The organism is Phaeovulum vinaykumarii (genome assembly GCF_900156695.1).
GTDB lineage: Bacteria > Pseudomonadota > Alphaproteobacteria > Rhodobacterales > Rhodobacteraceae > Bieblia_A > Bieblia_A vinaykumarii.
Map to the genome: position 1 here is coordinate 1 of NZ_FTOM01000004.1, position 14348 is coordinate 14348.

Sequence of the window (14348 nt, forward strand, 5' to 3'; positions counted from 1 at the left end):
GCGGTGATGCGCAAGCTCATCGTCCTCGCCAACGCCCTGATCCGGGATAACCGAAAATGGGCCGAAATTGCCCCTTGATCAAAACGGATACTCCACATCGTTCACGAGGGTGGCGGTGCACATCCGGCCGACGACGCTGTCGCGCGCGGCCTGCCAGTCGAAGGTGGCCTGCACGCCCTGTGGCCCTGAAATCTCGATCCGGGGGCGCGGCAGGTAGACGGCATGCACGGTGAAGGTGAAGCTCTCGCCCGAGGGCAGGACGTAAGCGAACTCTAGCTCGCAGGGATCGCCGTTGATCGCCTGCGTCACCAGCGTGCTGTCGGCGAAGCGCACCTCGATGGAGCCGGTGAGCGCCGCGATGGACGGGTCTGCACCGTCGATCCGGCCATCGCTGCGGATGGTCTCGATCCGGTCGAGGTTGTTGGCATAGGTGATCTCGGCCGTGACCACATTGCCGAGAGCGGTGCCGTTGCGGGAGATCGCGCCGTTGAAATGGCCGAAGCGCTTCAGCTCCAGCGCGGCGGGTGTCCCGGCGCTCGTCGTGGTCCCGATCGTCTCGCCCTGCGCCACCAATCGGGCCGTCGCGGTCAGCAGGCCCGAGCGCTGCATCTGCCAGGTGATCTGGTCGAGCACGCAGCCCGAATACATCGCATAGCGCGGCACCTCGGGCATGCCGGTCTCGATCGACATGCTGGGGAGCGCCCAGGACCCGGACTGGAACTCGTGGGTGTAGGGAGCTTCCGCACCCGTGGTCGAGGGTGTCCCGAAGGCCGCCTTCAGCCAGAAGCCAAAGGCCTCGGCGTCGAGCGGCACGACGACATCGCCGTCCGCCGTCACCGCGTCCTTGATCGGCGCCAGCGGATCGCGGCCGTAGCCCAGCAGTTCCGAGTTCAGCAGCGGCTGCTCCACCCCCAGCGAGGTGCTGGCGAAGGGCATGCGGGTGAAGCCGCTGGCGGGCGGCGTTCCATAGGTCGTCTCGAACGCAAGCGCCATCAGCGCCCGCGCCCCCTGGGCTCGTGCCATGGTGTTCTCCTCGGGTAGTCGGGGTTAGCCGAGATGGGGGGGTTGCCGCCCTCTCTCGACGGCATCGCAATGTGCCAATCTGGTGGTGTTTACAGCCACTGAGCAGAAAGGACGGCAACCGTGACGAAAGATACGATGATCGGAGTCGATCTGGCAAAGAACAGTTTTCAGATCCATGCGGCGACACTGAATGGCCAGGTCAAGTTCCGCAGGAAGCTGGCGCGGGCGCAGTTCCTCTCCTTCATGGCCGCGCAGGCCCCGGCCGTCGTCGTGATGGAGGCCTGCGGCGGCGCCCACCATTGGGCGCGGGAACTGTCCGCGCTCGGTCATGAGGTCCGGCTGATCGCCCCGGTTTATGTTAAACCCTTCGTGAAGCGGCAGAAGAACGATGCTGCCGACGCCGAAGCCATCGTCGAAGCGGCGCAGCGCCCGGAGATGCGGTTCGTCGAGCCAAAAAGCACCGACCAGCAGGCCCGCGCGCTCCTGTTCCGGACACGGGAACAGCTCGTCCATCAGCGCACCGAGCTGGTGAACGCCCTGCGATCCTACCTCTACGAATACGGTCACGTTCTGCCGATCGGTATCGCCAGCCTCCGGCGCATCGAGGCGATCCTCGAGGACACGGACAATGACCTCCCGGACCTTGTCCGGGACATCTGCGGCGACCTGCTCCAGCAGATCTCCGAGAAGACGGCGCGGATCGACGCACTCATGAAGCGCATCAAGTCCACGGCCGACGACACCGAAACTGCACGGCGGCTGCAGACGATGCCCGGCGTCGGCCCTGTCACGGCCCTCGCCATCGAGGCCTTCGCGCCGCCCCTCGAAAGTTTCCGCTGCGGGCGCGACTTCGCCGCTTGGCTCGGCCTCGTGCCTCGGCAGAACTCGACTGGCGGCAAACAGCGCCTCGGGAGGGTCACGAAGGCAGGCCAGGCCGATATCCGGAGCCAGCTGATCGTCGGCGCGATGTCGCGCCTGACATGGCTCGGCCGAAAGTCGATCCGGGAGGGATCGTGGCTGGCGCGCATGCTCGAGCGCAAGCCGAAGATGCTGGTGGCCATCGCGCTGGCGAACAAGATGGCCCGCGCCATCTGGGCCATGCTGACCCGCGGCGAGGACTACAGGAATCCGGCGCCGGCCGCTGCCGTCTGAAGCTATCAGGCGGACCGCGGCACGGCTTCGGTGTGAAGGAGGTGCGAGAAGGCGACGACCAGCATGGGCAACATGATCGATGAGATCTGGATGGGGAAAACCAGCGATCCGCTCGGGGCCGACAGAGTTCTTAGCCGAGATTTGGACCCTATCCGCAGATCACCATACCGGCCCGCGGCAAATGGAAAGGCCGCAACGATGAGGCCTGACAGAAGACCGCGCTCGATCACCTGTTCATCTGCTCAATTTCCTCCTTGCATCTCGGGCGGCAACCACAGAAGCGGGTCGGCCGTGGTGTAGTGAAGGACGACCGGGATCACAGCCGCCTTCAGGCTGGCCGCGCCCTCGACCGGCAGATCGACTGGCCTCGGCGCTTCCGCCTCGACCCAGTCGCAGAGACCGCCGAGCGTGCGGTCGGCTGCGAGCGCCGCGCCGATGCTGGCGGTCAGCGTGTCGAAGGCGGCGTCACGGTCGGCGCCCTGCACAACGGCCTCGATCTCGGCTCGGTGCTGGTAGTGGTAGGAAAGCGGCGACAACGTGACCTCGGGCTCGCCCGGCTCGCCGTCGCGCAGGATCAGCAGGCCATCGGCCGGCACGCGCTCTGGCAGCACCTCGCCGCGCAGGGCGGTGGCGGGCAGCGCCGAGAGCCGCGCATGCAGCGCGGCGAGGATGGCTTCGCGTGGGCTGGACATGGTTCACTCTATTGTGCAGGTGCAGAAAAGGTCCGCTTCGAGCCCGGAGTGCGCGATGCTGCGTAGCCGATAAATGTCGGCTTTCTTCAAGACTGCCATTCCGTCGTGGCTTAGCATTGTAGCGGCATTGTTGGAGGCGCTAAAAATGATCTTTCGCTACACGATTCTCTACGTGGATGATGTCCCATCGTCGCTCGACTTTTACGAGAGGGCGTTTGGGTTGAAACGTGGGTTCATGCACGAAGGTGGCGACTATGGTGAGTTGATTACGGGTGAAACCAAACTGGCATTCTCCTCCAGAGAACTAATGCGCCAGCTGGACAAGAACCCGGCTTCGCCAGAAGCTAATGCTCCCACGTTCGAGATCGCTTTCGAGACTGACGATGTGGCCGCCGCCCTTCGACGAGCCATAGACGCGGGTGCCACGCCTATTCAGGACACGCGCGATGAACCATGGGGACAGACAACGTCCTATGTGGCGGACCCAGATGGTTATCTGATCGAAATCTGTTCAGCAGTGCAGTTGCCGGGTTGAGGCCATGATGGATGCGCTGGAAACAGCTGAGATCGTCGCGCGGTTGAAGGCTATTGTTGTGACGGTCGAGCCGGAGGTGGCCTTTATCGCGAAATACGGGGGCACAGTGGTCGAGAGCGTGCCGGGGCAGCCCAAATCGCAGTTTTGCGGGATCTTTGCCTACACGAGCCACGTCTCCCTTGAGTTCACCAACGGCGCCCAACTGGACGATCCGGCGAAAGTGCTCGAAGGCGCAGGAAAGCATCGGCGTCATATCAAGCTTTCCAGTCTGTCCGATATCGCTGGAAAGCGATGCGAGGATTTCCTACGTCAGGCCCGCGATCTCAAGACCGATCTCCCCTGACCAGTTTCCAAGCCCGGGTTGTGCCAGATCGGTAATGGCAGCCGGGTTACGGCGGAGTTGGGCGGGCGTCCGCCCGAACCACCGCACGAACTCTCGTGTCATGTGGGCCTGGTCGCTATAGCCATAGTGCGCCGCGATCTCGGCAAGCGGAACGCGACACGGCAGGGCCTGAACCGCCCGCCGAGCCCGCCCCAGCTGCCGCCAGAAGGCCGGAGTTGGAAGCGACAGGTCACTGAACCGACGTTGCAGTGTTCTTTCCGATACGCCCTGTTGACGAGCTAGGCGATAAACGCTGTTCTCCGGCAGACAAAGGGCTTCAATGATCTCCGAAACCTCCTGGTCATGCCGCGTCCGGTCTTCGATCTCTGTCTCAAGGGTCGATAGGTCACGACCCGCGATCTCAAATTCGGCAAGGTCCAGAGTTATGCCAGGCCGTAGACGGTATCCAGTCAGGCTGGTTCCTGCGTCGAGCCTGACCAACCTTGGCGCTAAGTCCCAGTCAGTGATGTGAGGAACTTCTCGTCCCGACCTGCCGCAGGACAAAACAACCAGATCGACACATCCATCGGGAAGAACCACCGAAACTTCGTTTGCCTCGGCAGTGTAGGTCCAGCGATGAACGCGGTCAGAGTTAGCTTTGGTCAATGCAGACATACCCGCTAAAATAAGCGCGTAGCTGCCATTGATCCAGAACGAAACAACGGCAGCTTCGTCACGCGTTGCTGGCGCTACAACTTTTCCTCCACCCAGTTCGCCACGATCAGCCCCGGCACACCATCCAACGCCCGGTCTGCATCCCGCGCGAGGTCCAGCCGCTTTGGCAGCTTCACCTGCGGCACCAGCAGGAAGATCGGCGCGGTGACCTTTCCGCGCCCGGTCTTCGAGCGCGACACCACCGCCTGACCCTTCGTGTTCAGCCGCCCCTCGGCGACCAGGAGGCTCGGGCCCGTCCGGCGATAGACGAAGCGCAGGCGGAGCCCGCGACGCCGTTCCCATTCGCCGGGCGTGATCCTGCCGCCGCGGAGGGACTTGCCCGCGGCGGGCAACGGGATCGCCAGCCAGAACCCGTCTTTAGAGCGGATCAGCGGGCCGGTGTCGTGCGCGCCCACGATGACCGGAGCCTTGGACCAGACGAGCGCCGCGGCGTCCAGGCTCTCGCCCGACCTCGGGAAGTTCTGGCTCCGGATCGAATTGGCCAGCCGTGTGCCGAGCCCCGCGCCGGTGATCTGCAGCCGCCACGCCGTCTTCAGCCCGGTCCCGGCCTCTCGCATGGCCGCCGTCACCGCGCGTTCGCCCGCCGCGACCTCCGCCGCCATCATCGCGACGATGTCGGGATCGATGTCGAGCTTCAGTTTCATGTCGGGCGCAGATCCACGGTCCAGACCAGCCGCTCGCGGTCGCGGACGGGCTCGCCCTGGATGAGGAAAGCATCATCGTCGATCTCGATGCGGTCGCCGATCCTCGTGGAAAGACGAAGGGCGGCCCGTCAGGACCGCCCGCATGTCAGGGTTCAGCATGTTGGGGGGCTGGTTACGCGCCCGGGTTCTTGTAGAGACCGCGCCAGTCGATCGCTTTGGCGCCGAAGTCGAGGCGGCACTTGATCTCGACGCCGTCGACGTCGAAGCCGTTGCGCGTCTCGATGTAGGCGCCCTGCTGGCCCTCCAGATAGGCATACTCGATGGTGTCGATCTGGTTGGGGCTGGCCGCCAGATACCAGGCGGTCTCGCTCGCCGCATCGAGCCTGATGCCCGCGCCGATGATGTTGTTGACCAGCACTGCGACGGCCTTGGCCGCATGCGGGTTGTTGCGCACGAGATCCCGCATCCGGTCGCGCAGCAGCGCACCGGCAACGCCGATCTCGGTGTCGGCCGACGATCCCGGCGCACGCCAGCCCTCGGTCCGCCGCCCGCGCGCCGCCCCGTCATAGCCCCGCGTGAGCGTCTCGAAGGCCTGACGCGCCATCACGCGGCGGGCGGCCATGCGCGGCGCCACCGATGCGATGGCGTGGCGTAGCGGACCTCGAGCGCGGTGGAAAAACGCGCGGTGACAGCCTTCATCTGCTTTGCGGCGGCGTCGATCTCGCGCTGCAGGACAGCCAGGAGCTCGACGGGAAGCTGGGCGATCTCGCCCGCGGGCAAATTGATCAGCTCGTCGATAGAGGGGGTGTTCTCGGGGAACGGCATGGGGATCTCCGTGATGGGGGGATGCGGTCAGGCGGCCTCGAGGAGGCGCATCGAAAGGGCAGCGCCGGCGGGACCGGGCTTCGGCCGGGCGACGGCGATGTAGGCGAAGTGGTCGGGGCCGAGCCGGGCCTGCACGAGGTGGACGAGCCGCTGCTCGGCGGCGCGCAGGGCGGCGGCGGCGACACCACGCAGGGTGCGCTGGCGCTCGGGCGTGAGGTTCGAGACGGCGCCGGTGGCGTCGACGGCGAGGAACCCGCGGTGATAGACCAGCGCCTCGCCCGGGGCAGCCTGCGCGATCCAGGCGGCGAGCCCCACCTCGTCGAGTGCGGGACCGGCGGCGCCGAAGATCGACACGACGCGGCTGCCGTGGATGGTGGACCGGCGCTCCATCATGCCGCCCCCCGCGCGCTGTCGGCGGTGTGCGTGAGCTGGTCCTTCTCGAAGGCGAGGATGTCCTCGAGCCGGTAGACCACCCGGCCGCCTAGTTTCATGTAGGCGGGGCCTTCCCCGGCCCATCGCCAGCGCTCGAGCGTGCGGTGCGAGATCGTCCAGCGCCGCGCCAGTTCCTTCTGTGTGAGGCAGGTCTTCTGCTGCATCGTCGTCTCCCGGTGTCGTTTGTCAGGAGCACGATGCGAAATCCCGCGAGGGGATGTCGTCAGGATCGGAGTGGGATGCAGAGGGGGATTGTCAGGAGCCTTTCAATCCAAGGAAGAACGGCTCGGTGGGGGATCGCCATCCCCCTCTCATCCCCCGGAGCATCCCACAGAGGGGATCGCGTGGGCGCGCGGAGGGGCGGGGATGGCGCGGGCTCAGAGCCCGAGCAGGCGATAGGCGCCGCGGCCGTCCGACTCGATCAGGAGGCGCCAGTTCTTCTTCGACTTGAAGACATCGGACATCTTGAGGCTGCGCGAGCCCGCGGCGGCGAGGATCGCCTTCCCGCTCTGCCAGGGCTCGCCGCGCCCGGCCGCGTCGTGCAGCGCGCGCACGACCTGCGCCTGGATCGCGCCCAGCCGGAAGTGCTGACCGTTGCAACGGACGTCCTGGTAGTCGGCGGAGGCATGGAACGCGCCGGGTCGTGGGCCGGCAGCCGCTCCGGCGAATCCTGTTTCAGCCTCAAAGCGGCCACGCTCGTCCCGCCTGAGGAAAAGATCACGCTGGCGCACGGTGATGTGTTCGGGCTCACCTGTCAGGCAGGCATAGTCGGCCTTGTGCGAGCGGAAGCGGCTGAGCTTCACCTCGCCATGCCGGAACAGCTGGAAGACGTCATGGGCGTGGAGATCCAGGAGCCCGTTGAACGGGCCCCGCTCGAAGGGGACGGAGAATCGCTCCCTCTCTGGCGTCTCTTCGTAGTCACCGAGTTCGACCGCGAGGTTGAACACCCGGATCGACAGCCGCAGCTGGTCGTTCTCGGCGAGGTAGACGAGGTCCGCCTCGGACATGGACCAGCGCTCGAGGATCTCCGGCAGGGTGAAATACGACTTCTCGATCTCCATCCGGACCCCCGATTCCCATGTGCGATTGTTTAGGTTTTGTTCTAATCGCTTGACGGGTCCGCATCAATCCTGTTTTATCCTATTTCATCCACATACCCTTGGGGAAAACATGACCGAGCAGCACACCCTGGCCGACCGCCTGCGGGCCCGCGCCCATCAGCTCGGCCTGACGCCTGCCCATGTCGCCGAGATGGCCGGCGTGAACCGCTCCTTCGTCTACGACATCCTGCGCGGCCGCTCTGCGCGCCCCGGCATCGACCGACTGGCCGAGGTGGCCCGCGTGCTGAAGGTGGACCGCGACTGGCTGATCCACGGTATCGGCGAGATCGAAGGCACGCCCCCCTTCGTGGACAACCCAGACGACGCCTTCGTCGCCATCGCGCATGCCACCCCGCGCCCCGCAATGGGCGGGGGCGCGGTCGTGACCGAGGATGGCGACACCCCCGGCCGTGTCTATCACTTCCGTCGCTCCTGGATCCGGAACAGCCTGAAGGCCAGCCCGTCGCAACTGCGCATCATGCATGTCGAGGGGGACAGCATGGCGCCGACGCTGCTGAGCGGCGACGCGGTGCTGGTAGACATGACCCGCCGCGCACCCAACCCGCCCGGCATCTTCGTGCTGGACGACGGGATGGGGCTGGTGGCCAAGCGGCTCGAGCACATCCCGAACAGCGACCCGCCCGCGGTGCGCGTCATCTCCGACAACAAGCACTACCCCGAATACGAACGAACGGCCGACGAAATCCACATTGTCGGCCGCATCCGTTGGTTCGCGCGGGAGATCTGAGTGACCATTCCCGGGTAGGTCGAATCCGTAACCACCCCCATCTTTGGCATCCTCCGTAGGTGCCTAGTCTTGCGTTTGCTCTTGCGAATACGCCGCCGCGAACGAAAGCGCGTTTACATCGAGGGGAAAGCTTTCAACGTAATCCCGCGCAAGGAAATCGTCATAGTCGCCAATTCTTACGAGCGGATCATCGGGCAAGAAGCCACCCTGCCAAGGCAATCCCTTTAAGACAGACTCGAACTGCTCCTTGATTTCGGCTGGCTCTAAGATGCGTTTTTCTTTCGGCTCGAAGATAAGGAAGAACTGCACACGGATGTCGCCAGCTTCCCAATCGTTTGAGGGCCGGACGCGAAGCTCTGCGAGTGATCGAAGTGCCTTGCCCAATGGCGAATCCGGTTTCCCGTACTTGGAGGTTACCTTGGCCAGAAGTGGACGAATGGATTCGTTGAAGGCGTCGGGAAAGGCAAAGCGACCGAATGTGCGCTCAAGACTTCGAGAGAACTCGAGGGCCTGATTTGGATCCGAGAACCCTTTGCGTCGCTCCCAAGATACCAAGAGCTGTTTGCTTATAGTCATGGGGCGAGCCAAGTCCGCCACAAAACCATCCGGAGCGTGCTCGACGAAACCAAGACGTGGAGCTCTTCCGCGCGCGATATCTTTGATCCGAGCACTGTCCACTTGAACCAGTGGACAAACGGCTACAAAGCCAAACTTGCTGGGGTCACTGACGATATCGCAAGTCTGCGACACGACCACGAAGCCAGCTGGATCGACATCATCGAAAAAGGCGCCAATGCTCTCTTGATCGCCCTCTTCGGGAAGATCTCCGAACAAGAACGAACCGACGCCGAGTGCAAAATCACCTTGGCGCCATTCTGACAGAGGTTTGGTAGCGGCTTGATCGTCATGCTCGGCCAAGTTGGCACCCCACTAGCCCTTCCGTCGTGCTTTCGCTTGCCGCTTACCCGTTGGCCGACTTGGAATAATCTCTCCATCCAAGTCTTCGACGGCTACAGACAGGGCTGTGCCAAAATGCTCAGCACCCCACTTTTCGAGTGTGACTTGCGGGAGGGCCGCTTTCGACTTGGTTCGCCCGATGCCGCTACCAACGTGCGACATAACTTGGTCAAACTCCCCCTTCTCCATGAGGGCGAATATGGTATCTCCGTCGACCGACGCGTTCAGGAGAAGATCCCGATTGGCTTCCGCATATCCCTGGTCAATGTGACGCAGAACAGCCAAAATTTCCCCAAGCCTTCGCAGGTTCTTTTCAGCAATCGTTTGCCCGGCCGCCCAATTATGCAAGGTGCGCGGCTTCACGCCAACCAGATCAGCAGCCTGCTGCCAAGTTAGTCCAGAGAGCTGGCGCAATTCCCTTACAAGATGAACTCCCGACCAACTGTCATCAGTGACTTCAATCAGTGTCGATAGGTCGAAGCCGCCGCTCGAGCCCCGCTCAAAACCACCCCAAGCCTTCGCTTCGGAGGGCAGAAACTGAGCAAAGTCCACGAGCCCTCCAACAGATGCGGATGTGGGCGGCATAGCAGGAAATAGCGAAATGACGGTATCGAACTGCGTGGCCTGATCCCATTGGCCCAGGTGCACTGCCGCGGACGGAGTCATCGAAAGTGCAACTGCGGTGCAAACTGACGGCATCATTTCGTATCCCCCCCAAATCTATTCAAGAACTCTCCAGTTACACTCCAGCGGAAAAATGCATAGGCACGGTTGGCCATAGTATCGACCTTGCTGACGATATCGCCTGTGTGAAAACCGTCAGCTGGAAGACCAGAAGTGGTGAACGAATCTATGTCCATCATCCAGCTACGTGCATTCACCGGTGGGGCCATGTCTGGGTCATGCGTGGCTCCAGCTGGGAGCAGGCCCCATCGAACCAAAAGCCTGCCCTCCAGCGTAGCGCATTGCGCCTGAGAGACCGTGAGCTCAACCTTTTCGCGAAGCGTAGCGGAAAGCAGTCCTACAAGATCTGGGCAAACCAGTTGCTCTAGATCTTGAATGTCCTGCGGGCGATCCAGTCGGTTCACATAACGAAAGCCGACACGCGTTGCGATCGTGGGCTGAATTGCTTTTCCCAGTGCCTCTATGAGAAACTGAAACCGATCAAGAAACTCTTGGCGGGACGTGTACTTAGTGGTTTCCAAGGTTAATGCTGATGGACTTAGAGAAGCCCGCCATTGCCGACTGTTATCAAAAAACCGCCAGATAACCTCCTCGGTTGCTGAGCTCTTTACGCCACCTCCATCGAAGTTCAGCTGGACAGACTGCGCCGCATCCCTTTCAATGAAAGGGTAGGACTTCCGGATAGCCTCTTGGAAGTCTCCAATATGCTGTTCTGAGCTAATCTTGATGATTTTCGGGAACTGAACTTGGCCCAGGACACGGACCAACGGCGCAGCATCAAGCTGCACCCGCTCGGGTGGCTGCCCGAGGAGTGGGTCTACGATCCTGTCAGCCATGATCTCCCCTGCTTCGCTGTTTTCGCAACGCTACACCATGTGAAGTAGAGTGTGAAGTGGCCAAATTTAAGGCCGAGTCCTTTAGAAATCGTTGTCCGGCCGTGCGCCCGCTGAACAAGGGCTGGCCCCAATGATTTTGTCGCGGTCGTTTGGGCATGCCCCCGCTTTCGCGGCTCGCCGGTCAGGAGAGTGGGTACCCTAAGGACACTGTGTGCGCTGGTCGGCAATGTTCATCTACTCATTCGATCTTCGGCCGGGCGAACATGTTCGGAGACAGCTGCGGAAGCTAACCCCACTGGCTTCGCTCTGCCACTCCGCGCTACGACAACTCCCTGTTTTGACTTGAATTCCCCCGCCACGCGCGGTGAACACGGAGCAAACCGCCTCAGGAGGTTCGCTCCCCATGCCAGACGACATCGCCTTCGCGCCTCCGGCCGAGACGCTCACCACCGATGAGCGGCTCGCGGAACTGGCCGGCATCCTCGCCAGCGCCATCGCGCGGGCCAACCCACGGGAAACGAACGAGAATTCTCCGTTCGACGGAGACAGTTCGCTGGACATTCTCGCCCTCAGACGCCGTCGTCGGAGACAGGTGCAAAACCGAGTTGGAGACGACGCATGAGGAAAAACACAAGAAAATCAGCCGCAAAGGCTGTGCTCGCGCGCCAGGCGGAGGGGATCGACGTCCTGGCCGAGCTGGCGGCTCTTAAGGCGATGACGGTGCCCGAGTTGCAGGGCAAGTGGCGGGTGATGTTCGGCGAGCACGCCCCCAACGCCAGCCGGGGGAACCTGGAGTTGCGGATCGGCTACCGCATCCAGGAACTCGCCCACGGTGGCATCAAGCCTGCCACGCGCCGCACGCTGGACGCGCTGGCGGCCGAGGTCGCCTCGGGTACGCCGGGACCGCTGATCGCGGATCCCCGCCGCCCGATTCCCGGCACCAAGCTGGTGCGGGAATGGCAGGGCGAGGAACAGGTCGTCACCGTGCTGACCGACGGCTTCGAATGGCAGGGTCGGCGCTTCAAGTCGCTCTCGGCCGCGGTGCGCGCGATCACCGGCAGTCACTGGAACGGGTGGAAGTTCTTCGGGCTGGCCCATGGCGCGGAGGCCGGCCCATGAGCCGCACCAAGCCCGAACCCGTCCGCCGCCTGCGCTGCGCCATCTACACCCGCAAGTCGAGCGAGGAAGGGCTCGACATGGAGTTCAACAGCCTCGACGCGCAGCGCGAGGCCTGCGAGGCCTACATCGCCTCACAGCGCGCCGAGGGCTGGGTGGCGCTGCGCGACCGCTATGACGATGGCGGCTTCTCTGGCGGGACGCTGGACCGGCCCGCTTTAGCGCAGCTGATCGCCGACATCGAGGCCGGGCTGATCGACGTGGTGGTGGTCTACAAGATCGACCGCCTCAGCCGCGCGCTGATGGATTTCTCGAAGCTGGTGGAGATCTTCGACCGCCATGGCGTCACCTTCGTTTCGGTCACCCAGTCCTTCAACACCACGACGTCGATGGGGCGGCTGACACTGAACATCCTGCTCAGCTTCGCCCAGTTCGAGCGCGAGGTGATCGGCGAGCGCATCCGCGACAAGTTTGCGGCCTCGCGCCGGAAGGGCATGTGGATGGGCGGGCCGGTTCCGCTCGGCTATGTCGTGAAGGACCGCAAGCTGGTGATCGAGCCAGCCGAGGCGGAACAGGTCCGAACGATCTTCCGCCTCTATGCTCGCTCGAGTTCCACGGCGCAGGTGCTGAAGGAGCTGCATGCGCGCGGGATCCGCACCAAGCGCGGCGCGGTGTTTGACCGGGGCTACCTGCTGAAGTTCCTGCACAACAAGGTCTATCTCGGCCTCGCGGTCCACAAGGGCGAGGAATACCCGGGCGAGCACAAGGCGATCATCGACCAGAAGCTGTGGGACGAGGTGCACGCGGTCATCGCCAACAACCGCGTCGCCCGCGGGGCGGTGGCACGCGCGGCGCAGCCGGCGCTCCTGCGCGGGCTGATCTTCACCGAGACCGGTGCCGCGATGACGCCCCACCACACCAAGCGGAAGGGCAAGCGCTACTGTTACTACACCTCGATGGACGTGATCCGGAAACGCCCTGCGGCCGAGTTGCGCGGGCCGCAGCGGCTGCCCGGTGCCATGGTCGAGGAGGCCGTCATCGGCGAAATCCGCCGGATGCTGCGCACGCCCGAGGTTGCGGCGCGCACGGCACGGGCAGTCCGAAAGGAGCGCCCTGATCTCGACGAAACCACCGTCGTCGCCGCGCTGGCGCAGTTCGACGACCTGTGGAAGGCGCTCATCCCGGCCGAGCAGGCGCGCATCGTCCAGCTGCTGGTCGCGCGCATCACGGTGAGCGAGGCGGGCCTCGCCATCGACCTGCGCCACGAGGGCCTCGGCGCCATCGCCGCGCTGATGGCCCCGCCGAAGAAAGAGGTGGCCTGATGCCCGAGCCCGAAACTCTGCGCGTCCACATTCCGCTCGAACTGCGCCGTCGCGGTGGTCGCCCCCGGATCCTTCCGCCGAAGCACGTCGAGGCCGCCATGGGGCGTGGGCAGGATCCGCACCTCCTGCGCGCCATCGGCCGCGCATGGGGCTGGCGGCAGCGGCTGGAACGCGGCGATGTCGCCACGCTCGCCGATCTCGCCGCCGACGAGGGCCTGTCCGACCGCTATGTCAGCCGCCTCCTGCGGCTTGCGTGGCTGGCGCCTGAGGTGCTGGAGCGGCTGGTCGTCCACCGCGAGCCCTCGACGCTCAGCATCTACGACCTGTGCTTCGTGGCGTCCCTGCCGTGGGACGAACAGCCAGGGCGAGTTTTCGACTGAGCTTCAGTTAAAGCTCGCCCGATACGATGTCGCGGTCAGCGAGACATGGGCATCGAGTGGAGGGCGCAGTTCGAACGCCTTGGGCTCGCGTGAGAAGTTCCACAGCCGGAACAGGCACCATTCCGCGCGCCGCGCTTCGGCCACGGCCAGTTCGTTGCGCGTGATGTGAAATGGTGTCCGGTCCCAGCCGTTCGTAGTCTTCACCTCGATCAGCCGCGACCGGCCGTCCCGCTCGAAGCTGGCAATGTCGTAGCCGGCACCATCCCCGTCCTCCTCCGACACCCAGCGAACCTTGCTTGCCAGGTCATCGCGCCCCGCTGACCGCAGCACCGACCGCTCGTAGGCCAGCACGCGTTCCTCTCCCGCGCGGCCAAGGACACGGTTACGTTCATCGCGGCCGGCAACGTCGGACTTCCTGGCGATCCGCAACATCAGGTCCAGCTCCTGCGGTGGTGGCTGGTTCGATAGCGTCGGCGGCGGCCCGATCCAGATCTGCGCCGCATCGTGAAGGCCGGTGGGCGGTCGGTTGCCGGGGGCCCGCAGGACCCACTCCGGATGCGAGTTCATCCATCGCAGAACGGCATCCTCAAGCGAGCTCTGGAAGTTGAAGGCGGGTGCGAGGCCAGTCAGCCAGGTCTCACCCAGCGCCTTGAGCACGGCACTGATGTTCTGGTGCTTGTATTCGATTGCCTTTGCGGACCGATCGATCCGGTCTGTAAGCTGTCGATATGATGCCGCCTTGTTCAGGGGTTTCCCCGCGAGATCGTCGACCAGCATCGCGAAGTAATCTGCGACGATCAGATCGTTCTCTTCATCCGTCCAGGGCCCGTTCGACATTGCGCCAG

At 63.9% G+C, this 14348-nt stretch carries 21 protein-coding genes and 1 pseudogene; 8 read left to right on the forward strand and 14 right to left on the reverse strand.

The annotated features are described in order from the left end of the window. Positions 1-78: 78 nt before the first annotated feature. Complete coding sequence (locus BW949_RS09475) at positions 79-1023, reverse strand: phage tail tube protein (RefSeq protein ID WP_076365489.1); 945 nt, start codon at positions 1021-1023, stop codon at positions 79-81. A 120-nt stretch (positions 1024-1143) separates the two neighbouring features. Between BW949_RS09475 and BW949_RS09480 the strand changes: the two genes are divergently transcribed. Further along, positions 1144-2175, forward strand: a complete 1032-nt coding sequence (locus BW949_RS09480; RefSeq protein WP_179747545.1) for an IS110 family RNA-guided transposase — start codon at positions 1144-1146, stop codon at positions 2173-2175. A gap of 242 nt (positions 2176-2417) precedes the next feature. On the opposite strand, the gene BW949_RS09490 is transcribed toward BW949_RS09480, so the two are convergent. Continuing rightward, positions 2418-2867 carry an acyl-CoA transferase gene (locus BW949_RS09490; RefSeq protein WP_076365496.1) on the reverse strand — a complete coding sequence of 150 codons (450 nt, stop codon included), beginning with the start codon at positions 2865-2867 and terminating at the stop codon, positions 2418-2420. A gap of 73 nt (positions 2868-2940) precedes the next feature. On the opposite strand from BW949_RS09490, the gene BW949_RS09495 reads away from it, so the two are divergent. Together BW949_RS09495 and BW949_RS09500 are read left to right on the forward strand one after the other, a co-directional pair. Then, positions 2941-3402, forward strand: coding sequence for a VOC family protein (locus tag BW949_RS09495; RefSeq protein WP_235816262.1), 462 nt, complete (start codon positions 2941-2943; stop codon positions 3400-3402). A gap of 4 nt (positions 3403-3406) precedes the next feature. Continuing rightward, entirely contained in the window at positions 3407-3745 is a 339-nt protein-coding gene (locus BW949_RS09500) for a DUF1801 domain-containing protein (RefSeq protein ID WP_083947697.1), read from the forward strand. Here the strand turns inward: BW949_RS09500 and BW949_RS17720 are convergent. The 8 genes and pseudogenes from BW949_RS17720 to BW949_RS09535 all read right to left on the reverse strand — a co-directional run bounded on the left by BW949_RS17720 (position 3707) and on the right by BW949_RS09535 (position 7421). Next, positions 3707-4399 carry an AraC family transcriptional regulator gene (locus BW949_RS17720; RefSeq protein ID WP_076365498.1) on the reverse strand — a complete coding sequence of 231 codons (693 nt, stop codon included), beginning with the start codon at positions 4397-4399 and terminating at the stop codon, positions 3707-3709. The genes BW949_RS09500 and BW949_RS17720 overlap by 39 nt on opposite strands. A 74-nt stretch (positions 4400-4473) precedes the next feature. After that, positions 4474-5103 carry a DUF6441 family protein gene (locus BW949_RS09510; protein WP_076365500.1) on the reverse strand — a complete coding sequence of 210 codons (630 nt, stop codon included), beginning with the start codon at positions 5101-5103 and terminating at the stop codon, positions 4474-4476. After that, a pseudogene (locus tag BW949_RS17805) lies at positions 5100-5207 on the reverse strand (head-tail joining protein); the annotation flags it as partial. The pseudogene BW949_RS17805 and the gene BW949_RS09510, both read right to left, overlap by 4 nt. A gap of 68 nt (positions 5208-5275) precedes the next feature. Next, positions 5276-5725 carry a phage portal protein gene (locus BW949_RS17340; protein ID WP_097177036.1) on the reverse strand — a complete coding sequence of 150 codons (450 nt, stop codon included), beginning with the start codon at positions 5723-5725 and terminating at the stop codon, positions 5276-5278. Further along, the gene (locus tag BW949_RS09520) at positions 5707-5928 is read right to left on the reverse strand and encodes a hypothetical protein (protein ID WP_179747544.1); all 222 of its coding nucleotides are present in this window, start codon (positions 5926-5928) and stop codon (positions 5707-5709) included. The genes BW949_RS17340 and BW949_RS09520 overlap by 19 nt, the downstream gene beginning before the upstream one ends. A gap of 27 nt (positions 5929-5955) precedes the next feature. Then, positions 5956-6321 (reverse strand): hypothetical protein, encoded by a 366-nt coding sequence (locus BW949_RS09525; RefSeq protein WP_076365504.1) that lies wholly within the window; start codon positions 6319-6321, stop codon positions 5956-5958. Further along, on the reverse strand, positions 6318-6524 hold the full coding sequence (locus tag BW949_RS09530) for a helix-turn-helix transcriptional regulator (protein ID WP_007425318.1): 207 nt from the start codon (positions 6522-6524) through the stop codon (positions 6318-6320). The genes BW949_RS09525 and BW949_RS09530 overlap by 4 nt, the downstream gene beginning before the upstream one ends. Before the next feature lie 213 nt (positions 6525-6737). After that, entirely contained in the window at positions 6738-7421 is a 684-nt protein-coding gene (locus BW949_RS09535; protein ID WP_076365506.1) for a hypothetical protein, read from the reverse strand. Positions 7422-7530: 109 nt separating this feature from the next. Between BW949_RS09535 and BW949_RS09540 the strand changes: the two genes are divergently transcribed. Continuing rightward, positions 7531-8208: an XRE family transcriptional regulator gene (locus tag BW949_RS09540; RefSeq protein WP_076365508.1), complete on the forward strand. Its 678-nt coding sequence runs from the start codon at positions 7531-7533 to the stop codon at positions 8206-8208. A gap of 63 nt (positions 8209-8271) precedes the next feature. On the opposite strand, the gene BW949_RS16815 is transcribed toward BW949_RS09540, so the two are convergent. From BW949_RS16815 to BW949_RS09560, 3 genes are read right to left on the reverse strand one after another with little or no spacing between them, the layout of a single operon-like run. Then, positions 8272-9126, reverse strand: a complete 855-nt coding sequence (locus tag BW949_RS16815) for a hypothetical protein (protein ID WP_143524436.1) — start codon at positions 9124-9126, stop codon at positions 8272-8274. A gap of 12 nt (positions 9127-9138) precedes the next feature. Continuing rightward, on the reverse strand, positions 9139-9867 hold the full coding sequence (locus tag BW949_RS09555) for a helix-turn-helix domain-containing protein (protein ID WP_083947698.1): 729 nt from the start codon (positions 9865-9867) through the stop codon (positions 9139-9141). After that, positions 9864-10685, reverse strand: coding sequence for a TIGR04255 family protein (locus tag BW949_RS09560; protein ID WP_076365516.1), 822 nt, complete (start codon positions 10683-10685; stop codon positions 9864-9866). The genes BW949_RS09555 and BW949_RS09560 overlap by 4 nt, the downstream gene beginning before the upstream one ends. 403 nt (positions 10686-11088) lie before the next feature. Between BW949_RS09560 and BW949_RS09565 the strand changes: the two genes are divergently transcribed. From BW949_RS09565 to BW949_RS09580, 4 genes are read left to right on the forward strand one after another with little or no spacing between them, the layout of a single operon-like run. Further along, the gene (locus BW949_RS09565; protein WP_076365518.1) at positions 11089-11307 is read left to right on the forward strand and encodes a hypothetical protein; all 219 of its coding nucleotides are present in this window, start codon (positions 11089-11091) and stop codon (positions 11305-11307) included. Continuing rightward, positions 11304-11804 carry a DUF2924 domain-containing protein gene (locus tag BW949_RS09570; RefSeq protein WP_076365520.1) on the forward strand — a complete coding sequence of 167 codons (501 nt, stop codon included), beginning with the start codon at positions 11304-11306 and terminating at the stop codon, positions 11802-11804. Before BW949_RS09565 ends, BW949_RS09570 begins: the two co-directional genes overlap by 4 nt. After that, positions 11801-13123, forward strand: coding sequence for a recombinase family protein (locus BW949_RS09575; protein WP_076365522.1), 1323 nt, complete (start codon positions 11801-11803; stop codon positions 13121-13123). Before BW949_RS09570 ends, BW949_RS09575 begins: the two co-directional genes overlap by 4 nt. Next, complete coding sequence (locus BW949_RS09580) at positions 13123-13503, forward strand: hypothetical protein (RefSeq protein WP_076365524.1); 381 nt, start codon at positions 13123-13125, stop codon at positions 13501-13503. Before BW949_RS09575 ends, BW949_RS09580 begins: the two co-directional genes overlap by 1 nt. A 3-nt stretch (positions 13504-13506) precedes the next feature. Here the strand turns inward: BW949_RS09580 and BW949_RS09585 are convergent, their stop codons facing one another. Further along, on the reverse strand, positions 13507-14340 hold the full coding sequence (locus BW949_RS09585) for a protein NO VEIN domain-containing protein (RefSeq protein ID WP_076365526.1): 834 nt from the start codon (positions 14338-14340) through the stop codon (positions 13507-13509). Positions 14341-14348: the final 8 nt, after the last annotated feature.